This window comes from Pseudomonas sp. J380, from assembly GCF_009827115.1.
Lineage (GTDB): Bacteria > Pseudomonadota > Gammaproteobacteria > Pseudomonadales > Pseudomonadaceae > Aquipseudomonas > Aquipseudomonas paracarnis.
The window spans coordinates 4,396,445-4,418,481 of record NZ_CP043060.1; the positions used below are offsets into that span (position 1 = coordinate 4,396,445).

The window sequence follows — 22,037 nt, forward strand, 5'->3', positions numbered from 1 at the left end:
CCATGCTCAATACGCTGCGCAAGATCGTCCAGGAAGTTAACTCCGCCAAGGATCTCAAGGCGGCGTTGGGGATTATTGTGTTGCGCGTCAAGGAAGCCATGGGCAGCCAGGTCTGCTCGGTTTACCTGCTGGACCCCGAGACCAACCGTTTTGTGCTGATGGCCACGGAGGGCTTGAACAAGCGCTCCATCGGCAAGGTCAGCATGGCGCCCAATGAAGGTCTGGTGGGCCTGGTGGGGACGCGTGAAGAACCCCTGAACCTCGAGAACGCGGCCGATCACCCGCGTTATCGCTACTTTGCCGAAACCGGCGAAGAGCGCTACGCCTCGTTCCTTGGTGCGCCGATCATTCACCACCGCCGCGTTGTCGGCGTGTTGGTTATCCAGCAAAAAGAGCGTCGCCAGTTCGACGAAGGCGAAGAAGCCTTCCTGGTGACCATGAGCGCGCAACTGGCCGGGGTTATCGCCCACGCCGAAGCGACCGGCTCGATTCGCGGCCTGGGGCGCCAGGGCAAGGGCATCCAGGAAGCCAAGTTCGTCGGCGTACCGGGTTCGCCAGGCGCCGCGGTGGGTACCGCGGTGGTCATGCTGCCGCCAGCCGACCTCGATGTGGTGCCGGACAAGAGCGTCAGTGACATCGACGCCGAGATCAAACTGTTCAAGACCGCCCTCGAAGGCGTGCGCGCCGACATGCGCAACCTGTCGACCAAGCTGGCCACCCAGTTGCGCCCCGAAGAGCGTGCGCTGTTCGACGTGTACCAGATGATGCTCGACGACGCGTCCCTGGGTAACGAAGTCAAGACCGTGATCAAGACCGGCCAGTGGGCCCAGGGCGCGTTGCGCCAGGTGGTCACCGATCACGTCAACCGTTTCGAAATGATGGACGACGCCTACCTGCGCGAGCGGGCATCGGATGTGCGCGACCTGGGGCGCCGTCTGTTGGCGTACCTGCAGGAAGACCGCAGCACCAACATGGTCTTCCCCGATAACACCATCCTGGTCAGTGAAGAATTGACCGCCACCCAGCTTGGCGAAGTGCCTGAAGGCAAGCTGGTAGGCCTGGTCTCGGTATTGGGTTCGGGTAACTCCCACGTGGCGATCCTGGCCCGGGCCATGGGTATCCCGACGGTGATGGGCCTGGTGGACCTGCCGTACTCCAAGGTCGATGGCATCGACATGATCGTCGACGGGCATCGCGGCGAGGTGTTCACCAACCCCAGCGACGTGCTGCGCAAGCAATACGCCGAGGTGGTGGAAGAAGAGAAGCAACTGGCCCAGGGCCTGGATTCGCTGCGCGAGCTGCCGTGTGTCACCCCCGACGGCCACCGCGTACCGCTGCTGGTCAACACCGGCCTGCTGGCGGATGTAGCTCGTGCGCAACAACGCGGCGCCGAAGGGGTGGGTCTGTACCGCACCGAAGTGCCGTTCATGATCAACCAGCGTTTCCCGAGCGAGAAGGAGCAGCTGGCGATTTATCGCGAGCAATTGCAAGCCTTCCACCCGTTACCGGTGACGATGCGCAGCCTGGATATTGGCGGCGACAAGTCACTGTCCTATTTCCCGATCAAGGAAGACAACCCCTTCCTTGGCTGGCGTGGCATCCGCGTTACCCTCGACCATCCCGAAATCTTCCTCGTCCAGACCCGCGCCATGCTCAAGGCCAGCGAGGGCTTGAACAACCTGCGTATCCTGCTGCCGATGATCTCCGGCACCCATGAACTGGAAGAAGCCCTGCACCTGATCCACCGCGCCTGGGGCGAAGTGCGCGACGAAGGCGCCGATGTGCCGATGCCGCCGATTGGCGTGATGATCGAAATCCCTGCGGCGGTGTACCAGGCCAAGGAACTGGCGCGGCAGGTGGACTTCCTGTCGGTAGGCTCCAACGACCTGACCCAGTACCTGCTGGCCGTGGACCGTAACAACCCACGTGTGGCCGACCTCTACGACTACCTGCACCCGGCGGTGCTGCAAGCGCTGCAACACGTGGTGCGCGACGCCCATGCCGAAGGCAAGCCGGTGAGTATCTGCGGCGAAATGGCCGGTGACCCGGCGGCGGCGGTGCTGTTGATGGCGATGGGCTTTGACAGCCTGTCGATGAACGCCACCAACTTGCCGAAAGTGAAGTGGATGCTGCGCCAGGTGGAATTGAGCAGGGCCAAGGATTTGCTCGCCGAGTTGATGACCATCGACAACCCGCAGGTTATCCACAGCTCGCTGCAATTGGCGCTGAAAAACCTGGGGTTGACCCGGATGATCAACCCGGCCTCGGCCAAAACCCTTTAGACCGAGGCGCCTTCATCGCAGGCAAGCCAGCTCCCACCTGTGGAATGCATTCCCCTGTGGGAGCTGGCTTGCCTGCGATAGCGGTGGTCCAAGCAGCGCTAAAACATCAGGTCCACCTCACCCAGCCGCCCCCCGTGCGGGCCAAAGCTGCGCTCCAGCATCCGCCGCGTCCCATCGGCATTCACGATCAGCGCCGTGCTCGCCCGTGTCCCATAACTGGGGCTGGCGATAAACACGCTCGACAGCAGGCTTTCGGTCGCCAGGCCTACGCCGGTGTCCGGCAACTCAGCAAACGGGGCAGTCTGCGGGTCGCTGAGAATTCCCAGCAGTGCCTCAGGCTCGGGGTTTTCCAGCACGGCGCTGAACGCTGCTTTGGCCTTCACCAGCTTCGGCCATGGCGTATCCAGCCCGGCATTGGATAACCCGTACACCCCAGCCTTCAACCGCGTAGCCTCGGTGTCATTGGCGTTGTAGTGCCACAGCTCATCCCGCGTGCCCACCAGCAGGTTGAACCCGGCATATTCAATCGAGCGGCCATTCACATCGGCCAAATAATCGTCGATCGGCAGCGAACCGCTGAGAAACCGCGCAACCAGTTCGCCGCGAGACTTGCGTGCCGGTGGCTGGTGCGGGTCGCGGATGTTGGTCAAGGCGGCAAAGCGCCCATCCGCGTTCATCCCCAGCCAGGTGCCCCCGGCCTCCTGATCGCGACCGGCATAGACCTGGGGCGCATCCGCCCACTGGGCTAGCGGCAGGCTGGGGCGGGCGTAGAACTCATCGCGGTTGGCCGCAACGATCAGCGGTTGGGCATGGCCCGGTCGCCAGGCGAAAACAATCAGGCACATCGGGTGACCCCTTTTGTGTTTTTGCCACTCTACCCACAGACGCGCCGGTGTTCCATCGTCTCGAAGTTGGGCCGCGCACCTCTGATCCGTTAACATGCCGGGCTGTTTGGTGTGTATGTGAACTTCTTAATTTGATCTCGCAGCTGTAACGCAGGCTTAATCGCACATCGGCATGGTCCGGTGCGTCATGACTAAATGTTTTAACGAGGAGTCGCAATGCTGCCTTACCCGCAGATCGACCCGGTGGCCCTGGCCATCGGTCCGCTGAAAATCCATTGGTACGGGTTGATGTACCTGATCGGCATCGGCGGTGCCTGGCTGCTGGCTTCCCGGCGCCTGAACCGTTTCGACCCGACCTGGACCAAGGAGAAGCTCTCCGACATGGTGTTCTGGATGTCGATGGGCGTGATCGTCGGCGGGCGCCTGGGGTATGTGCTGTTCTACGACCTGTCTGCGTATCTCGCCAACCCGACCCTGATCTTCGAAGTGTGGAAGGGCGGCATGGCGTTCCACGGCGGGTTTATCGGCGTGATGATCGCCGCCTGGTGGTTTGGTCGGCGCAATGGCAAGTCGTTCTTCCAACTGATGGACTTCGTCGCACCCTTCGTGCCGATCGGCCTGGGCGCCGGGCGCATTGGTAACTTTATCAACGCCGAGTTGTGGGGCAAGCCGACCGACGTACCGTGGGCGATGGTGTTCCCGCCGTTCAGCGACCCGGCGCAATTGCCGCGCCACCCGTCGCAGCTGTACCAGTTCGCGTTGGAAGGTGTGGCGCTGTTCCTTATTCTCTATATCTTCTCGCGCAAGCCACGCCCAACCATGGCCGTGTCGGGCATGTTCGCGCTGTTCTACGGGATTTTCCGCTTTATCGTCGAATTCGTACGGGTACCGGATGCGCAGTTGGGCTACCTGGCGTGGGGCTGGCTGACCATGGGTCAGGTGCTTAGCCTGCCGATGATCCTGGCGGGCCTGGGCATGCTGTGGTGGGCGTACAATCGCCCGCAGCCGCTGAAGAACGCCGCGCTTTAAATTCGAATGCCAAGACCAGGAGGTCTTGGCTTCAACGATACGGGTAAAAACATGAAGCAATATCTCGAACTGCTGCAGGACGTCGTGACCAATGGCCTGACCAAGGGCGACCGCACGGGCACCGGCACCAAGGCTGTGTTTGCGCGTCAGTATCGGCATAACCTGGCCGACGGCTTCCCGCTGCTGACCACCAAGAAGCTGCACTTCAAAAGCATCGCCAACGAACTGATCTGGATGTTGAGCGGCAACACCAACATCAAGTGGCTCAACGAAAATGGCGTGAAGATTTGGGATGAGTGGGCCACCGAAGACGGCGACCTGGGCCCGGTCTACGGCGAGCAGTGGACGGCCTGGCCGACCAAGGACGGCGGCACGATCAACCAGATCGACTACATGGTGCACACGCTCAAGACCAACCCCAACAGCCGTCGCATCCTGTTCCACGGCTGGAACGTTGAATACCTGCCGGACGAAACCCAGAGCCCGCAGGAAAACGCGCGTAATGGCAAGCAAGCCTTGCCGCCGTGCCATTTGCTTTACCAGGCGTTCGTGCATGACGGCCATCTGTCGATGCAGCTGTATATCCGCAGCTCCGACGTGTTCCTGGGCCTGCCGTACAACACTGCCGCGCTGGCGTTGCTGACCCACATGCTGGCCCAGCAGTGCGATTTGATCCCCCACGAGATCATCGTCACCACGGGCGACACCCACGCCTACAGCAACCACATGGAGCAGATCCAGACCCAGTTGGCGCGTACGCCGAAAAAACTGCCGGAACTGGTGATCAAGCGTAAGCCTGCGTCGATCTACGACTATAAGTTCGAAGACTTCGAAATCGTGGGCTACGACGCCGACCCAAGCATCAAGGCCGACGTGGCGATCTAAAGCCTGTTGCAGTAGGAAACTGTGGGAGCAGGCAAGCCAGCTCCCACATGGGTTTGGTGTTCACCTGAGTTAATGGCCGTGGCTTCTGCCCACATGCGAAGGCTCGGCCTCGCTGGCCGCAATCCCTCCGCTGACTTCCAACTGCTGCAAGATCCCGCACTGGTTGCCACCGCCGCAACGTTGGCGCAGGTCCAGCAGTTGTTCCTGCAAGGCCAACAATCCGTCGATCCGCGCTTTCACATGATGGATATGCTCGTCGATCAACGCATTCACGCTTTCGCACTGGTCCTGAGGGCTGTCGCGTAGCCCCAACAGGCTGCGGATTTCTTCGAGGGTCATGTCCAGGCTGCGGCAGTTGCGGATAAAGGTCAGTCGCTCGGTATGCGCCTGGGTGTATACGCGGTAGTTGCCGTCGGTGCGTGCCGGGGGCGGCAGCAGGTTTTCCTTCTCGTAATAACGGATGGTTTCCACCGGGCAATCGGTGAGTTTGGCCAGTTCGCCGATCTTCATCGCAGCAATCTCCAAATGGGTGCTTGACCCTATAGTGGCTACAGGGTCTTTACTTGGCAACAGGCACCTTTACGGACGCGACCTGATGAGCCACTCCATTCATACCCCGCACAAGCACGATCACAAGCATGATCACGATCACGATCACGATCACGATCACGCTCATGACCACGGCCATGATCACAAACATGACCATGGGCCCGCCAAACTCACGCCTGTGGATAACCACGGCCATTCCGGCTCCTGCTGCTCCGGCGCTGCCGGGCCTGCCATCGTGACCTTGAGTGAAGCGCCCACCGCCGGCTCGCGCCTGAGCACCTTCCGCATCGAAGCCATGGATTGCCCTACCGAGCAGACGCTGATCCAGAACAAGCTGGGCAAGCTCGCTGGCGTGCAGCAACTGGAATTCAACCTGATCAACCGCATCCTCGGCGTCACCCATGACCTGCCGAACACGGCGCCGATCATTGAGGCAATCAAGTCCATCGGCATGCAGGCCGACCCTATCGAAGAAGGCAGCCCCGCTGCCGCGCCGCCCGCCAAGAAACATTGGTGGCCGCTGGCGGTGTCGGGCGTGGGTGCCCTGGGGGCAGAGGTGTTGCACTTCACTGGTGTGGCCCCCACCTGGGTAATCGCGCTGGTGGCGTTGGTGTCGATTCTCAGCGGTGGCCTTACCACCTACAAGAAGGGCTGGATTGCCCTGAAGAACTTCAACCTCAATATCAATGCCTTGATGAGCATCGCGGTGACGGGCGCGATCCTGATTGGCCAGTGGCCCGAAGCGGCGATGGTGATGTTCCTGTTCACCGTGGCCGAGTTGATTGAGGCCAAGTCCCTGGACCGTGCGCGCAACGCCATCAGCGGCCTGATGCAGATGACTCCGGAACAGGCCACGGTGCGCCAGGCCGATGGTTCCTGGCTGGAACAAGAGGTCAAGAGCATTGATCTTGGCGCGATTGTCCGAGTAAAACCCGGCGAGCGCATCGGGCTCGACGGGGAAGTCACGGCCGGCCAGTCCACCATCGACCAGGCACCGATCACCGGGGAAAGCCTGCCGATAGAAAAAACCGTGGGCGATAAAGTGTTTGCCGGCACCATCAACCAGGCCGGCGCCCTGGAGTACAAGGTCACCGCCGCGGCCAACAACTCCACGCTGGCGCGGATCATTCACGCCGTGGAGCAGGCTCAAGGGGCACGGGCGCCAACCCAGCGCTTTGTTGACAGTTTCTCCAAGGTCTACACCCCGGCTGTCTTCCTGTTTGCCCTCGGTGTGGCGGTGATTCCGCCGCTGTTCATGGCGGGCGTGTGGTTTGACTGGATCTACCGCGCCCTCGTGCTGCTGGTGGTGGCCTGCCCTTGTGCCTTGGTGATCTCCACCCCGGTGACCATTGTCAGCGGCCTGGCGGCAGCGGCGCGCAAAGGCATCCTGATCAAGGGCGGCGTGTACCTGGAGGGCGGCTACAAGCTCGACTACCTGGCCCTCGACAAGACCGGCACCATCACCCACGGCAAACCGGTGCAAACCGACTACCTGCCGCTGTTCCCGAACATCGAAGACAGCGCGCCGGCCCTGGCGGCCAGCTTGGCATCGCGCTCCGATCACCCGGTGTCCCTGGCGATTGCCAACGCAGCTGTGGATAAAAACCTGTCGACTCACGCTGTGGATAACTTCGAAGCCCTGGCCGGGCGCGGTGTGCGGGGTGATATCAACGGCCAGACCTATCACCTGGGTAACCACCGCCTGGTGGAAGACCTCGGTCTGTGTTCCGAGGCCTTGGAAGAGAAACTCTTTGCTTTGGAAAAACAAGGCAAGTCCGTGGTGTTGCTGTTGGACAAGTCTGGCCCGCTGGCGCTGTTTGCCGTGGCCGACACGGTCAAGGAGAGCAGCCGCGAAGCCATTCAGCAGTTGCACGACCTGGGCATCAAGACTCTGATGCTCACTGGCGACAACACCCACACTGCCAAGGCCATTGCGGCCCAGGTGGGTATCGACCAGGCCCAGGGCGACCTGTTGCCCACCGACAAGCTGCAAGCCATCGAAACCCTCTACGGCCAGGGCCATCGGGTGGGCATGGTCGGTGACGGTATCAACGACGCCCCGGCCCTGGCTCGTGCCGAGATCGGCTTTGCCATGGCCGCAGCGGGCACCGATACCGCTATCGAGACCGCCGACGTGGCGCTGATGGACGATGATTTGCGCAAGATTCCGGCTTTCATTCGGTTGTCGCGGCAAACGTCGAGTATCCTCAAGCAGAACATCGCCCTGGCGCTGGTGATCAAGGCGATCTTCCTGGCCGTCACGTTCATGGGCATGGCGACCATGTGGATGGCGGTCTTCGCCGACATGGGCGTGAGCCTGCTGGTGGTGTTCAATGGCCTGCGCCTGGTGCGCAAATAGCGGATGAGAGGGTGGTGTGCTGAGTGCTGAGTTAAAGGCGTTTTTCATGGTCGCCCGTCTGGGCAGCATTACCCAGGCGGCGAAGAAACTCGGCTTGAGCCAGCCCACGGTGACCACCCAGATTCGCAACCTGGAAAGCCACTACGGCGTCGAGTTGTTCTACCGTGGCGGCCGCCGCCTCACCGTCAGCGACGAAGGCGCGCGGCTATTGCCGATGGTCAAGGCGCTGTTGCAGCAGGAAGCGGATATCGAGTTTTTCCTGCGCAACAACGGCCAGGTCCAGGGTGCGCTGAGAATTGCCGCAACGGCGCCGTATTACATCCTCGATCTGGTCAAAGCCTTTCGCGAGCGCCTGCCCCAGGTGGACGTGTCGGTGGAAATCGGCAACTCCCAGCAGGTGCTTGAGGCGCTGGACGATTACCGCGTCGATGTCGCGGCCTCATCGCAATTGCTGGAAGACGCCCGGCTGATCCGCCGCGTGCTGGGCACGGACCCGCTAGTGCTGGCGGTGCACCGCAATCACCCGTTGGCCAAGCTCGATCACGTACCGTTGAGCGCGCTTATCGGGCACACCTTGCTGATGCGTGAAGCGGGCTCCACCACCCGCAGGCTGACGGAAGAGATGTTGAAGAGCGCGGGCGTGGGATATGGGCCGTTGTTGGAGATTGGCAGCCGTGAGTCGATTCGCGAAGCGGTGCTGCGCAATATCGGCATCAGCATCATCGCCCGCCAGGAAGTGCCCCATGACCCGCAGTTGCGCGTGCTGACCATCGAGAATGCGCCGCAGATTCCGGAGTATCTGTATTGCCTCAAGGAGCGCAAAGGTGCGCGCCTGCCGGCGGCGTTCCTTGGCCTGGCCCAGGAAATGTCACCCCTCTGATCGTTCCCACGCTCCGCGTGGGAACGCCGCCCAGGACGCTCCGCGTCCGTGACGCGGAGCGTCACTAGAGACATTCCCACGCATAGCGTGGGAACGATCATGAGTCCTACACAAATCCACCAATACCACTATCACCTCTTTTTGCCTTTCTGCCACACCCGCTACGCATTGCCCTCCTAGCATGGCCTTCATCCGTTCGATGAGGTGCCACCATGCACACAGCCCTGACCCAACCCGGCGCACCGATGAAAGTGCGCGCAATCCAGAAACGCTTTGGCGCCTTCACCGCGCTGGACAACGTCTCCCTGGACGTCGCCGCCGGCGAGCTGGTGTGCCTGCTGGGCCCTTCCGGCTGCGGCAAGACCACACTGCTGCGCTGCATTGCCGGCCTGGAGCGCCAGGACAGCGGTGAGCTTTACCTGGGCGAGCGGGACGTGTCCCTGCTGCCACCCCAGGCGCGGGACTACGGCATCCTGTTCCAGTCCTATGCGTTGTTTCCCAACCTCAGCGTTGAAGCGAACATCGGCTACGGCCTCACCGGCAGCGGCCGCGATGAAGTGCGCAAGCGGGTCGCGCAGATGCTTGAGCTGGTGGGCCTGGTGGGCAGCGAAAAGAAGTACCCCGGCCAACTCTCCGGCGGCCAGCAACAGCGCGTCGCCCTGGCCCGCGCACTGGCGCCGGCGCCGTCGTTATTGCTGTTGGATGAGCCGATGTCGGCCCTCGATGCCCGGGTGCGCGAGCACCTGTGCACCGAACTGCGCCAACTGCAGCGGCGCCTGGGTATCACCACCTTGATGGTGACCCACAACCAGGACGAAGCCATGTTGATGGCCGACCGCATTGCCGTGATGAACAACGGCAAGGTCGAGCAGTACGCCACGCCCCAGGAAATCTACGACCGCCCGGCCACGCCGTTCGTGGCGGAGTTTGTCGGCCAGGGCAACTGGTTGCCGTTCAGCCGTAACAGCGCCAGCCATGCTCAGGTGGGTGGGTTGAACATGCGCCTGGCTGAGGACGCGGGTGTCGCCCAGTCCGGCCGCTTGTTCTGCCGCCCGGAAGCCATTTGCGTCAACCCACCGGTGCATGAAGAAAACCTGTTCCCGGCCAAGGTTCGCGAGATCACCTTTCTCGGCAACCGCTGCCGCATGAGCTTTGAGCTGGAGCAGTTGCCAGGCCATCCGTTGCTGGCTGAACTGGCGCCGGAAGCGATGCCGCGCCTGGGCGCCCAGGACATCTGGGTGGCGTTGCCGCCGCGCAGCCTGCAGGTGTTTGCCTGAGATGGGGGCTGTGATGACATTGCCGGTACCGCGCCAGGTGTCCCGCGCCGAGTGGGGCGACCGCCTCTTCGTGGTCGGCGGCAAGTGGCTCTGGCTGGGCCTGTTAGTGGTGGCGGTGCTGTTGCCGCTGTTGGCGATCTTCTGGCGCGGCTTCAGCAGCGAAGCCGGGCAGGGCGGTGGCCTGGTAGCCGCTCGCGAACTGCTGAGCAGCGCCAACTTTCACTGGTTGCTGGGCAATAGCCTGAAAGTTTCCCTCAGCGTGGCGGCCATCGTCGTGCCGCTGGCCTACTTGTTTGCCTATGCCCTGCAACGCACGCTGATCCCCGGCAAGTCCATCTGGCGCGGCCTGTCATTGCTGCCATTAATGGCGCCGTCGATGCTGCCAGGTATTGCCCTGGTTTATCTGTTCGGCAACCAGGGCCTGCTGCGCGGCTTGTTCTCGGAAAATATCTACGGCTTCTGGGGCATTGTGCTCGGTGAGGTGATCTACACCTTTCCCCATGCCTTGATGATTTTGCTGTCGGCGTTGTCCTTGGCGGATGCACGCTTGTTTGACGCTGCTTCGAGCATGGGCGCCAGCCCGGCACGGGCGTTTCGCAGCATTACCTGGCCAGCCACGCGCCAGGCGGTGTTCGCCGCTTTCTGCCTGGTGTTCACCTTGACCATCACCGACTTCGGAGTACCGGTGGTGGTGGGCGGCGATTATCAGGTGCTGGCGCTGGAAGCCTACAAGGCGGTGGTGGGCCAGCAACAGTTCGGTCGCGGCGCGTTGATCGGCATGGTGTTGCTGCTGCCGGCGCTGTTCAGCTTTGGCGTGGATGCGTGGTTGCGCCGTCGGCATGGCGACGCGATGAGCGGCCGCGCCCAGGTGTTCCAGCCAGCGCCATCGCGGCTGCGCGACGGGTGCTACCTGGCCGTCGTGCTGCTGATTTGCGCGGCGTTGCTGCTGGTGTTCGGCATGGCGGTGTACTCCTCGCTGGTGAAATTCTGGCCGTACAACCTGTCGCTGTCGCTCAACCACTACCAATTCGAAGACACCGCCGGCGGCGGCTGGCTGGCCTATCGCAACAGCCTGACCATGGCGCTGTGCACGGCGTTGATCGGCAGCGTGCTGATTTTCACCGGTGCCTACCTGATGGAAAAGACCAAGGGCCAGAAGAACCTCAACCTGGCGCTGCGCATGCTCAGCTTCGTGCCGATGGCCGTGCCGGGCCTGGTCCTGGGGCTGGGCTACGTGTTCTTCTTCAACCTCAACGGCAACCCGTTGCATGTGTTGTACGGCAGCATGGCGTTGCTGGTGGTGTGCACCATTGCGCACTACCTGACCACCGCGCAGATGACTGCAACCACCGCCTTGCGCCAGTTGGACGCCGAGTTCGAAGCCGCCGCGTTGTCCCTCAAGGCACCGTTGTACCGCCATTATCTGCGCGTCACGGTGCCGATCTGTCTGCCGGCGCTGCTCGACATCCTGCGCTACCTGTTTGTCTCGGCGATGACCACCGTCTCCGCCGCGATCTTCCTCTACAGCCCCGACACCATCCTCGCCGCGGTCGCGGTGCTGAACATGGACGACGCCGGCAATGTGGGCGGCGCGGCGGCCATGTCGACCCTGATCCTGTTCACCTCGGCCAGCGTCTCGCTGCTGCTGGCGTGGGCTTCACGTGGCGCGCTGCGCCGCTCCCAAGCCTGGCGCCAGCGCGCACCTGGCCAATAAACATCCCTGAAGGAGGTGCTCCATGTTCAAGCCCCTGGCGCTGGTCGCTGCAGTCCTCACGGCATTCAGTCTGAATGCCTTCGCCAAGACCGAGTTGACCGTGTACACGGCCCTTGAAGCCGAGCAATTGAAGACCTACAAAAAAGCTTTCGAACAGGCCAATCCCGACGTCGAGATCAAGTGGGTGCGCGACTCCACCGGCATCATCACCGCCAAACTGCTGGCGGAGAAAGACCGCCCCCAGGCTGACGTGGTGTGGGGCCTGGCCGCCTCCAGCCTGGCGATCCTCGATCAGCAAGGCATGCTCGACAACTACGCGCCCAAGGACTTGGACAAGATCGGCAAAAACTACCGCGACGCCGCCAACCCTCCGGCCTGGGTCGGCATGGACGTGTGGGCCGCCACCCTCTGCTTCAACACCGTCGAAGCCGAGAAGCAGGGCCTCACCAAGCCGGTGAGCTGGCAGGACCTGACCAAGCCTGAATACAAGGGCAAGATCGTGATGCCTAACCCGGCGTCTTCAGGCACCGGCTTCCTGGATGTCAGCGCCTGGCTCCAGACCTTCGGCGAGAAGCAAGGCTGGCTGTACATGGACGACCTGCACCGGAACATCGGCCAGTACGTTCACTCCGGCTCCAAGCCGTGCAAGCTGGCGGCGTCCGGTGAGTTCCCGATAGGCATTTCCTTCGAATACCCGGCGGTTCAGCTCAAACGCCAGGGCGCGCCGCTGGAGATCATCCTGCCCAAAGAGGGCCTGGGCTGGGAGATCGAAGCCACCGCCGTGATCAAGGGCACTGCCCATGCCGACGCGGCGAAAAAACTCGCCGACTTCTCTGCCAGCACCGCGGCGATGGACCTGTACAAGGAAAACTTCGCCGTGCTCGCGCAACCGGGTATCGCCAAGCCGCAGACCGAATTGCCGGCGGACTATGAGCAACGGTTGATCAAGAACGACTTTGTCTGGGCTTCCAGGAACCGTGACAGCATCCTGGCCGAATGGCGTAAGCGTTATGACGGTAAGTCGGAAAAACAGTAACCGATCGTTCCCACGCTCGGCGTGGTAACGCCGCTCTGGACGCTCCGCGTCCGCTTTTAAAGGTCGTGACGCGGAGCGTCACCGGATGAATTCCCACGCGGAGCGCGGGAACCAGAGGACAGTATGAGTAGTGATCTGTTAGTCGTCGGCGCCGGCATCCTCGGCCTCTCCCACGCCTATGCCGCCGCCAGGCGCGGCCTCAAGGTCAAGGTGTTCGAGCGCAGCGCCACGCCATTGGGCGCCTCAGTGCGCAACTTCGGCCAGGCACTGGTCACCGGTCAACCACCAGGGCCAATGCTGGACCTGGCGCGGGAAAGCCGCGAAATCTGGGGCCAGTGGGCGCAAGCGGCGGGCCTGGCGCTCAAGCGCAATGGCTCCTACCTGTTCGCCCGCACCGAAGCCGAAGAACATCTGCTCGAAGCCTTCTGCGCCGGGCGCGCGCGGGAGCACGGCTACAACGTCGAGCTGCTGCAGGGCGCTGCCATGAACGACCTGTACGCCGGCCAGTTCCGCCATCACCGCGCCGCCCTGCATGGCAAGGATGACCAGCAGTTGTACTCCCGCGAGGCGATCCCGGCGCTGATCCATTACCTGAGCCAGCACTTGCACGTGGAGTTTCACTTCTCCACGCTGGTACGTGACGTAGAGCCGGGCCAGCTGCACAGCACGGCCGGCAGCTTTCGCGGGGAGCAGATCGTTGTCTGTTCAGGCCACGACTATCAGACCCTGCTGGCCGAATCCATCGCCCCGCTCAACCCGCACACCTGCCGCCTGCAAATGCTGCGTGCGCGGCCGGTGCTTAATCTGAACCTGCAACACGCGCTGCTCACCGGCTTGAGTTGCGTGCATTACGGCGCTTTCGCCGACCTGCCGGAAGCCGCTGTGGTCCAGGCGCAGATCCTGCGCGAAACGCCGCATCTGCAGGAGCACGGCATTCACCTGCTGATCAGCCCCACGCCCCATGGCGAACTGATCATCGGCGACTCCCACCATTACGACAGCGACCCGTCGCCCTTCAATGCCGAGCAGATCGATGACTGGATGATCGAGCTGGCGCAGCAGACCCTGGGGTGCAACATCCAGGTGGTCGAGCGCTGGCAAGGCGTCTACGGCGCTCGCGGCCCCGGGCCGTTTTCGTTTGTGCAGGCGGCACCTGGCGTCAGCGCTGCCTTGATGCACACCGGCGTAGGGATGAGCGTGGGGCCGGCCATGGCCGAGCGCAATATCCGCAGGTTATGGGGAGAAGCGTGATGAACCCGGAACAGGCAGGCATTGGCGGTTCAGGTCTGGTCCAGGCGTTGGGCCAGGGCTTCAACCTGCTCCTGGCGCTCGGCCTGGCTTAGTTTCGCGTGGGGGTTGAGGGATGACCATTGCGGATAGGCGCGGGCTTTGTTCAAGGCGTCGGGCAGTTTGCCCTCGCGCCAGGTTTTGTCCTGGGGCGTATCGACCTTGATGCTGTGCATTGCCGCATGGCCGCGCAGGTTCAGGGCCTTGAGCAACTGGCGCTGGCGCAGGGCTAGCAGGCGCAGCACGCTGTCGTCGACGGTCAGCTCGCGCTGGCCCTTGATTTTGCCGAGCAGGCGACTGCCGTAGCTGCGTGCGGTTTGCAGGGCGCCACCGGCGATAGCTCCGGCCAGGGCCGCAGCGCCAAGGGTCAGGCCGCCGACCAGCAGGTCCACGCCAGCACCGGCCGCAGCGCCCGCGGCGATCCCGCCGCCGACCCGCACGCCAAGCTGCTTGAGGGTCTCGGGGTTGAACAAGTCATCGCCCCAGCGACCGTCGAGCAACGGTAGGTCACTGGCGGCGGCATCCTGTGGGCGAAAGCCGAACAGTTTGAGCAGGGCTTCAACGCACTTTTGTTCGCGTTGGCGCACGGCCTTGCGTAAGTCGCTGACGGCTTGGGGCTCATTCTCGGTTGTCACACTGCGACGGCAGGCCGCGCAGTCGATCAACAGTTCGGCGATCAAGCGGGCGGCGCTTTGCTGGCGAGCCTGGCGCTGGGCTTCTTGATCGAGGATCAGGCGTTCCAACTGCGGCCGTGAGTTTTCCAGCAGCAGGGCCAGGCTTTCATACAGCCGGCGTTCGCCGTCTTCGGGCGGTGCCACGCTGTCAAAACGCACCAGCGCATGCAGGCCGAGGCGGGCCAGGGCTTCGCGCCAGTCCGGTTCGCGGTGGTCGCTGCTGCTGACAAAGTTGAGCACCGGCAACAACGGCTTGCCGCAACTGGCCAGCACTTGCAGTTCGTCGCGGTACTTGGCCAGCACCGGCTCGCGAGCGTCGATCACGTACAGGCCGGCATCGGAGGCCAGCAACTGGCGCAGCACCTTGGCTTCCTGTTCGAAACGCTGGCGCGCCTCGCTGCCTTCCAGGAAACGCGCCAGCCGCGCAGGGCCATCCAGGCGTTCGCCGGGGCGGTCGAGGCGTTCCAGGTAATCGAGCAGGGCGATGGCGTCTTCCAGGCCGGGAGTGTCGTACAGCTCCAGCAAAGCTTCGCCATCTACCGATAGGCGTGCACCTTCCACGTGCCGCGTGGTGCTGGGGCGATGGGACACTTCGCCAAAGCCGACATCGCGGGTGAGGGTGCGCAACAATGAGGTTTTGCCCACGTTGGTATGGCCGACCACGGCGAGTTTCAGCGGTTTAGTCATGACCTGTCTCCAGCCAAGTGAGCGGCGCGCAATCGGCAAACGACACTTCAAGCTGTTGCAACGCGGCATGCCAGTCGCCCAGGCGCTCGGCGTCCAGCGCCTGGCCCGGTGGTGCCTGCAGCAGCCATACGCGAGTGTCGGTGGCGCTGCGTGCCAGCTCGGCGATCAGTGCCAGGCTGCCACGGTCGGGCGAGCGGCGCGGGTCACAGGCGATGGCCAGGCGCGCGGGTGGGAAACGGCTGAGTTGCTCCAGCAGTTTGTTGCGTGATTCGCGGCTGTCGAGGATGCCGGCGTTCTTGACGTTGGCAGGCAGTTTGGGGGGCCAAGGGTGTTGGTCGTCGAGTTCGATGGCGACCAGCAAGGCGCCATCACTCTCCAGCTCACTTGCGCCGCCGCTGATCGGGTGCAGGTGATCGGGCGCCACATCGTTGACCCCCAAGCGCTCGCTGCTGGGCATCAGGCGTTCGCGCAGTTGGGCGTAGCCGGGCAGGTTGAGGTCCAGGTGCAACGCTGCGCGCCCGCGTTTCCATCGCCACAGGCACAGCAAGGCAAGGATCAACCGCGGCAGCAGACCGTAGACCAGCAACACGCCCACCAGCCAGGCCGCCCAGGCCTGGCGGGCGCTTTCGATATTCAGCGCGGAGTCGCCGCTGGCGCGGATCATCTCCACGGTGGGCACATTGAAACCGAGCAGAGCCGGGAGTGTGCCGAGGGCCTGGGTCACGGCGACAAAGGTATCGGCGCCGAGAATGGTGGTTTCCCACACAAACCCATAGCGGCGGGTGGCGAGCAGAGTCAGCAGGATCACCAGGGCGCTGAGCAAGGCCAGCAACCACAAGCTGTTGACCAGCACACCCACCGCCCAGCGATTGAGTTTTTGCCGTTGCAGCAACAGCAACAACGCCGGGGTCAGTTGCGCGGCCTTGGCGTCACGGGCCAGTTTCTCGCTGAGCCACAACCACAGCCGGCCAAGGCTGGCGCTGTGTTCGCCGGCAAACAGCAGGCCCAGGGCCCAACTGATCAGCAAGATCAGGTTCAGGCCGAGCAGGCTGCCCAAGGCCCAGAACACATTCACCGGGGCCAGGCCATTACCCAGCGCGGCGAACGCCAAACCGGCGCCGCTGATGACGGCGACCGCCGCCAGTAACACCAGCGCCAGGCGTGCGCCTTGCAGCCAGCGGCTGAGCGCGGCGGCCAAACCATCGCGCTCGGCCAGGTGCAGCGCACGCTGCTGGATGCGCGTGGCCAGGTCGCCCCCGGCGGTGCGGGCCAAGCGGTTGGCTTCCAGGTCTTCCAGAGGGCCGGCGTGTTCTTCCCGCAGGCGCACGGTTTCTGTCAGCCAAAGTCTGTGCAGCGGGTTCAGTGCAGTCACGCGCCGTCCTGTCGTGTTGATGAGGTTGGAGCATAACCGCTGGCTCGCCGCTCTGGTATTCTCGTCGCCATGAAAAAAACTCTCCCTTTAAGCCTGATCGCAGCCCTCGGTGAAAACCGTGTGATCGGCGTCGACAACAGCATGCCCTGGCATTTGCCGGGGGATTTCAAATATTTCAAAGCCACCACCCTTGGCAAGCCGATCATCATGGGGCGCAAGACCTGGGATTCCCTGGGCCGACCGCTGCCGGGGCGCTTGAACCTGGTGGTCAGCCGTCAGACCGATCTTGTGCTGGAAGGTGCGGAAGTTTTTCCTTCACTGGGTGCAGCGGTCGAGCGCGCTGAGGAATGGGCCAAGGCGCAAGGCGTGGACGAGCTGATGCTGATTGGCGGCGCGCAGTTGTATGCGCAGGGGCTGGAACAGGCCGATCGCTTGTACCTGACCCGCGTGGCGCTGAGCCCGGGAGGGGATGCGTGGTTTCCGCAGTTTGATGGGAACCAGTGGAAGCTGGTGTCGAATGTCGAAAATCCGGCTGAAGGTGATAAGCCGGCCTACAACTTCGAGGTGTGGGAGCGCAACTAGTGTAGGAGCGAGCTTGCTCGCGAAGATCGTCAACGATGACGCGTGCATTCTGAATGAACGCGGCGCCCTCAGGTTCTTCGCGAGCAAGCTCGCTCCTACAGGTTATAAGCCTTTATGCCTGCGCCAGTTCGGCATGCTCATCGGCATCCAGCAACGCTTTATCCGTCTGCCCCATGATCTGGCTGGTAATCGCCCCCGCCGTCATCGAACCATTGACGTTCAACGCCGTACGGCCCATGTCGATCAGCGGCTCCACGGAAATCAACAGCGCCACCAGTGACACCGGCAAGCCCATGGCCGGCAGCACGATCAGCGCGGCAAAGGTCGCACCGCCGCCCACGCCGGCAACGCCCGCCGAACTCAAGGTCACTATCGCCACCAGGGTCGCGATCCACAGCGGGTCCAACGGGTTGATGCCCACAGTCGGCGCGACCATCACCGCCAACATCGCAGGGTAAAGACCGGCACAACCGTTCTGGCCGATGGTCGCGCCAAACGAGGCGGCGAAGCCGGCGATGGATTGCGGGATGCCCAGGCGACGGGTCTGCGCTTCAATGCTCAGCGGGATGCTTGCAGCGCTGGAGCGGCTGGTGAAGGCGAAGGTCAGCACCGGCCACACCTTGCGGAAGAAGCGCAGCGGGTTGATCCCGGCCAAGGACAGCAGCAGGCCGTGCACCACGAACATCAGGCCCAGGGCCAGGTACGACACCACCACGAAACTGCCCAGCTTGATGATGTCTTGCAGGTTGGAACCGGCGACCACTTTGGTCATCAGCGCCAGCACACCGTAGGGGGTCAGCTTCATCACCAGGCGCACCAGGCGCATCACCCAGGCTTGCAGGGTGTCGATGGCGTTAAGGACTTTCTGGCCTTTTTCCACGTCGTCCTTGAGCAGTTGCAGCGCGGCAACCCCAAGGAACGCGGCGAAAATCACCACGCTGATGATCGACGTCGGCTTGGCCCGGGCCAGGTCGGCGAACGGGTTGGCCGGTACGAACGACAGCAGCAACTGCGGGATATTCAGGTCGGCAACCTTGCCCGCGTAATCACTCTGGATCACTTGCAGGCGCGCCATTTCCTGGGTGCCGGCCACCAGGCCTTCGGCAGTGAGGCCGAACAGGTTGGTCAGGCCGATGCCGATCAGGGCCGCGATGGCCGTGGTGAACAGCAGCGTGCCGATGGTCAGGAAGCTGATCTTGCCCAGGGACGAGGCGTTGTGCAGGCGCGCCACGGCACTGAGGATCGAGGCGAATACCAGCGGGATCACGATCATTTGCAGCAGCTGCACATAGCCGTTGCCGACCAGGTCAAACCAGCCGATCGAAGCTTTGAGCACCGGGTTGCCGTCGCCGTAGATCGTATGCAACGTCGCACCGAACAGCACGCCAAGCACCAGGGCGAACAGCACCTTCTTGGCGAGGCTCCAGTTAGTACGGCCAGTTTGTGCCAGGCCCAGCAACAGGGCCACGAACACCAATAAATTGAGAATCAGGGGCAGATTCATTGAAGCTCCGTTGAGAAGGCAGCCAATCGCGTGAGCCTGCGATTGCGAACTGGGAAGCCTAACAGCTTGAAATATATTGATTTAATACCAATATGGAATGGCGACTGTCGTTTTTGGAATAAGCGTTTGACGCCCAGGCGTATGCGCTTGGCGCAATCGCGACGTCAGCGGTCGCGCTCGGGCGATAAGTGTCATACGGATTTGTTAGCGTCGATGTCTTTCACTTGAGGGAGACAACGCCTATGAAGCTCGCGCCGAAACTACTGTTATCCGCCGCCTTTTGCCTCGGGCTCGCCAGCCAGGCATTTGCCGCCACCGAGTTGAAACACTGGCCGGCACCTGCCGCCAAACAACTCAATGAAATGATCGCCGCCAACGCCAACAAGGGTAACTACGCGGTGTTCGATATGGACAACACCAGTTACCGCTACGACCTTGAAGAGTCCTTGCTGCCGTTCATGGAAAACAAGGGCCTGATCACCCGCGAAACCATGGACCCTTCGCTCAAGCTTATCCCCTTCAAAGACACCGCCGACCATAAGGAAAGTCTGTTCAGCTACTACTATCGCCTGTGTGAAGTCGACGACATGGTCTGCTACCCCTGGGTTGCGCAGATTTTTTCCGGCTTCACCCTCAAGGAACTCAAAGTGCAGGTCGACGAGCTTATGGCCTCCGGCAAGCCCGTGCCGGTCAGCTATTTCGAAGGCGACGTGGTGAAAAAATCCGAGGTACAGCCGCCAAAAGTCTTCACCGGCCAGGCCGAGCTGTACAACAAACTGATGGAAAACGGCATCGAGGTCTATGTGATGACCGCCGCGTCCGAGGAGTTGGTGCGCATGGTCGCGGCTGATCCGAAGTACGGCTACAACGTCAAACCCCAGAACGTCATCGGCGTGACCACCTTGCTCAAGGATCGCAAGACCGGCGAGCTGACCACCGCACGCAAACAGATCACTGCCGGCAAGTATGACGAGAAGAGCAACCTCGGCCTGGAACTGACCCCCTACCTGTGGACCCCGGCGACCTGGATGGCCGGCAAGCACGCGGCGATCCTCACCTACATCGACGAATGGAAAAAACCAGTGATTGTCGGCGGTGACACACCGACCAGCGACGGCTACATGCTGTTCCACGATGTGGACGTGGCCAAGGGCGGCGTCCACCTGTGGATCAACCGCAAAGACAAGTACATGACCCAACTCAACGGTATGATCGCCAAGCACGCGGCGGCGCAAGCCAAGGAAGGGCTGCCGGTGACGGCGGACAAGAACTGGGTGATCGTCAAGCCGGAAGAGATCCAGTAAGACCGAGTCACCTGCATCGCAGACAAGCCAGCTTCCACCGTCGACCGCATTCTCATGTTGGGGCGCGGTCAACTGTGGGAGCGGGCTTGCCCGCGAAGGCGGTCTTAAGAACACCGCAGACTCAAAGGCAAAATAGATATCAATTGCGAACTAATCTCATTCTTTGCTAGCGTGCGCACTCCCTGAACCGTCCGTTCTTCTCAAGGTAGTGCTGTGTCCTCCTGGAATACGCAGATCGCGCGCCTGTTCGCGGAGCAGAAGAAAGCCCTCGAAGCCTTCGTCACGCGCCGCACCGGCAGCGCCCAGGTGGCTGCCGACCTGACCCAGGAATCCTTCCTGCGCCTGGCGCGCCTGGAGTCCGGCGAGAAGATCGATAACCTACCCGCGTTCCTCTTCACCATTGCCAGCAACCTGGTGCGCGACCACCAGCGCCAGGCTATCCGCCGCGAGCGTCTGGATGCCGGCGCACCGAGCGAAGAACTGCCCTGCAGCAACCCCGGTGCCGACGAACAACTGGCCGCCTATCAGCAGGAGCAACTGATGCAGGATGCGATCCTGGGCCTGCCCGAGGCGACTCGGCAGATCTTCCTGCTCTATCATGTCGACGAGCTTTCCTACCGCGAGATTGGCGAACGCCTGTCGATCAGCCCGCGCAGTGTGGAATACCAATTGCGTCGCGCCTTGATTGAATGCCGTGGGTACATCAAGACGCGCCTAGCCTGCGATGCACAAGGACGTCGGTCATGACTGCCCTGCCTACTGCTGATGTGTTGTTCGAAGAGGCGTCCGGCTGGTATTTCCGCCTGCACGCCGAGGACTTGACCCCGGCTGAAATGGACGCCTTTGCTGCGTGGCTCGGTCAGGGCCAGGCCCAGGATGATGCCTGGCAGGAAGTGCAGGCGATGCTCGGCGGCCTGCGTGAGCCGGCGCGCGTCATTCGCCGTGGCGAGCAGGCCAACTGGCGTAAACCGCTTCGGCGCTGGGCGTATGCGGCTGCCGTGTTGCTGGCCGTGGGCCTGATCGTGCAGAACACTCCCTGGCTTGACCGCTTGCGTGCCGACTACGCCACCGGCACTGGCGAGTCGCGCACCATCGAACTGGCCGATGGTTCCCACCTTCAGCTCAACACCGACAGTGCGGTGCAAATCCGCATGACTGCGGGTGAGCGGCAGATTCGTTTGCTGCGTGGCGAAGGTTTCTTCGATGTGACCAAGGACCCCGCACGGCCCTTCGTGGTGCAGTCGGGCGACGGCTGGGTGCGAGTGGTCGGCACCCAGTTCAGTGTGGCGCGGCGTGATGACCAGACGCGTGTGCAGGTGGCGCAGGGCAAGGTTGAAGTCAGTGCAGGGAGCGGCACGCCGGTCTATCTGGAACCGGGGCGGGCCGTGGAGTATCAGAGCCGGCACCTTGCACACGTCCACGGTTTCGACCCGGCCAGCGGCTTTGCCTGGCGTCAGCGGCAACTGGTGTTCCGTCAGCAACCTTTGTCGGTGGTGGTCTCTGAACTGAACCGTTACTGGCCCGGCAAGACGCTGGTGCTCGGTGATGCGTTGCGCAGTCGGGTAGTGTCCGGCGTGTTCGAAATCGACAAGCCCGATGCCGTGCTCAAGGCGTTGGAATACACCCTCAACCTGCGTGCCGAGCACTACACCCCGTATTTGCTGGTGTTGCGTGAAGGCAATGCGTCCTGACGGCAATTTCTCAAAATATTTTCAGGGTTTCCCCGCAAGCCATCGTCCTTGATCACTGAGGCGTAAATAGTAAGCACTCT

18 protein-coding genes are annotated in these 22,037 nt (G+C 62.5%); 13 read left to right on the forward strand and 5 right to left on the reverse strand.

The window, feature by feature from the left end:
* The first annotated feature begins 2 nt into the window (after nt 1-2).
* Nucleotides 3-2,282, forward strand: a complete 2,280-nt coding sequence (gene ptsP, locus FXO12_RS19815) for a phosphoenolpyruvate--protein phosphotransferase (protein ID WP_003195193.1) — start codon at nt 3-5, stop codon at nt 2,280-2,282.
* A 98-nt stretch (nt 2,283-2,380) separates the two neighbouring features.
* On the opposite strand, the gene FXO12_RS19820 is transcribed toward ptsP, so the two are convergent.
* A complete protein-coding gene (locus FXO12_RS19820; protein ID WP_057976433.1) occupies nt 2,381-3,127 on the reverse strand; it encodes an NRDE family protein in 747 nt (248 codons plus the stop codon).
* 216 nt (nt 3,128-3,343) lie between these two features.
* Here FXO12_RS19820 and lgt point away from each other — a divergent pair, with 216 nt between their 5' ends.
* Together lgt and FXO12_RS19830 are read left to right on the forward strand one after the other, a co-directional pair.
* Nucleotides 3,344-4,156, forward strand: coding sequence for a prolipoprotein diacylglyceryl transferase (gene lgt, locus FXO12_RS19825; RefSeq protein ID WP_003195189.1), 813 nt, complete (start codon nt 3,344-3,346; stop codon nt 4,154-4,156).
* Between the two features lie 51 nt (nt 4,157-4,207).
* Nucleotides 4,208-5,041, forward strand: coding sequence for a thymidylate synthase (locus FXO12_RS19830; RefSeq protein ID WP_014720362.1), 834 nt, complete (start codon nt 4,208-4,210; stop codon nt 5,039-5,041).
* A 69-nt stretch (nt 5,042-5,110) separates the two neighbouring features.
* Here FXO12_RS19830 and cadR read toward each other — a convergent pair whose 3' ends face one another.
* Nucleotides 5,111-5,551, reverse strand: a complete 441-nt coding sequence (gene cadR, locus FXO12_RS19835; protein ID WP_003195185.1) for a Cd(II)/Pb(II)-responsive transcriptional regulator — start codon at nt 5,549-5,551, stop codon at nt 5,111-5,113.
* An 85-nt stretch (nt 5,552-5,636) separates the two neighbouring features.
* On the opposite strand from cadR, the gene FXO12_RS19840 reads away from it, so the two are divergent.
* The 6 genes from FXO12_RS19840 (at nt 5,637) to FXO12_RS19865 (ending at nt 14,107) form a co-directional block, all read left to right on the forward strand.
* Nucleotides 5,637-7,949 (forward strand): heavy metal translocating P-type ATPase, encoded by a 2,313-nt coding sequence (locus FXO12_RS19840; RefSeq protein WP_087715986.1) that lies wholly within the window; start codon nt 5,637-5,639, stop codon nt 7,947-7,949.
* A 16-nt stretch (nt 7,950-7,965) separates the two neighbouring features.
* Nucleotides 7,966-8,829, forward strand: a complete 864-nt coding sequence (locus FXO12_RS19845) for a LysR family transcriptional regulator (protein ID WP_057976439.1) — start codon at nt 7,966-7,968, stop codon at nt 8,827-8,829.
* A gap of 212 nt (nt 8,830-9,041) precedes the next feature.
* On the forward strand, nt 9,042-10,106 hold the full coding sequence (locus tag FXO12_RS19850; RefSeq protein ID WP_003195180.1) for a putative 2-aminoethylphosphonate ABC transporter ATP-binding protein: 1,065 nt from the start codon (nt 9,042-9,044) through the stop codon (nt 10,104-10,106).
* 1 nt (nt 10,107) lies between these two features.
* The gene (locus FXO12_RS19855; protein WP_054898685.1) at nt 10,108-11,820 is read left to right on the forward strand and encodes a putative 2-aminoethylphosphonate ABC transporter permease subunit; all 1,713 of its coding nucleotides are present in this window, start codon (nt 10,108-10,110) and stop codon (nt 11,818-11,820) included.
* Between the two features lie 22 nt (nt 11,821-11,842).
* Nucleotides 11,843-12,856 (forward strand): putative 2-aminoethylphosphonate ABC transporter substrate-binding protein, encoded by a 1,014-nt coding sequence (locus FXO12_RS19860; RefSeq protein WP_057976441.1) that lies wholly within the window; start codon nt 11,843-11,845, stop codon nt 12,854-12,856.
* Nucleotides 12,857-12,979: 123 nt separating this feature from the next.
* Nucleotides 12,980-14,107 carry a TIGR03364 family FAD-dependent oxidoreductase gene (locus FXO12_RS19865; RefSeq protein WP_054917032.1) on the forward strand — a complete coding sequence of 376 codons (1,128 nt, stop codon included), beginning with the start codon at nt 12,980-12,982 and terminating at the stop codon, nt 14,105-14,107.
* A gap of 29 nt (nt 14,108-14,136) precedes the next feature.
* On the opposite strand, the gene FXO12_RS19870 is transcribed toward FXO12_RS19865, so the two are convergent.
* Together FXO12_RS19870 and FXO12_RS19875 are read right to left on the reverse strand one after the other, a co-directional pair.
* Entirely contained in the window at nt 14,137-15,504 is a 1,368-nt protein-coding gene (locus FXO12_RS19870; protein WP_034128968.1) for a DUF3482 domain-containing protein, read from the reverse strand.
* Nucleotides 15,497-16,876 (reverse strand): DUF2868 domain-containing protein, encoded by a 1,380-nt coding sequence (locus FXO12_RS19875; protein WP_160049725.1) that lies wholly within the window; start codon nt 16,874-16,876, stop codon nt 15,497-15,499. Before FXO12_RS19875 ends, FXO12_RS19870 begins: the two co-directional genes overlap by 8 nt.
* A gap of 69 nt (nt 16,877-16,945) precedes the next feature.
* On the opposite strand from FXO12_RS19875, the gene FXO12_RS19880 reads away from it, so the two are divergent.
* On the forward strand, nt 16,946-17,458 hold the full coding sequence (locus FXO12_RS19880; protein WP_054898689.1) for a dihydrofolate reductase: 513 nt from the start codon (nt 16,946-16,948) through the stop codon (nt 17,456-17,458).
* Nucleotides 17,459-17,570: 112 nt separating this feature from the next.
* Here the strand turns inward: FXO12_RS19880 and FXO12_RS19885 are convergent, their stop codons facing one another.
* Nucleotides 17,571-18,962, reverse strand: coding sequence for an L-cystine transporter (locus FXO12_RS19885; protein WP_054898690.1), 1,392 nt, complete (start codon nt 18,960-18,962; stop codon nt 17,571-17,573).
* A 242-nt stretch (nt 18,963-19,204) separates the two neighbouring features.
* Between FXO12_RS19885 and FXO12_RS19890 the strand changes: the two genes are divergently transcribed.
* The 3 genes from FXO12_RS19890 to FXO12_RS19900 all read left to right on the forward strand — a co-directional run bounded on the left by FXO12_RS19890 (nt 19,205) and on the right by FXO12_RS19900 (nt 21,957).
* On the forward strand, nt 19,205-20,266 hold the full coding sequence (locus FXO12_RS19890; RefSeq protein ID WP_054898691.1) for a hypothetical protein: 1,062 nt from the start codon (nt 19,205-19,207) through the stop codon (nt 20,264-20,266).
* A 213-nt stretch (nt 20,267-20,479) separates the two neighbouring features.
* Entirely contained in the window at nt 20,480-21,013 is a 534-nt protein-coding gene (locus tag FXO12_RS19895) for an RNA polymerase sigma factor (RefSeq protein WP_034128963.1), read from the forward strand.
* A complete protein-coding gene (locus FXO12_RS19900; RefSeq protein WP_057976447.1) occupies nt 21,010-21,957 on the forward strand; it encodes a FecR family protein in 948 nt (315 codons plus the stop codon). The genes FXO12_RS19895 and FXO12_RS19900 overlap by 4 nt, the downstream gene beginning before the upstream one ends.
* Nucleotides 21,958-22,037: the final 80 nt, after the last annotated feature.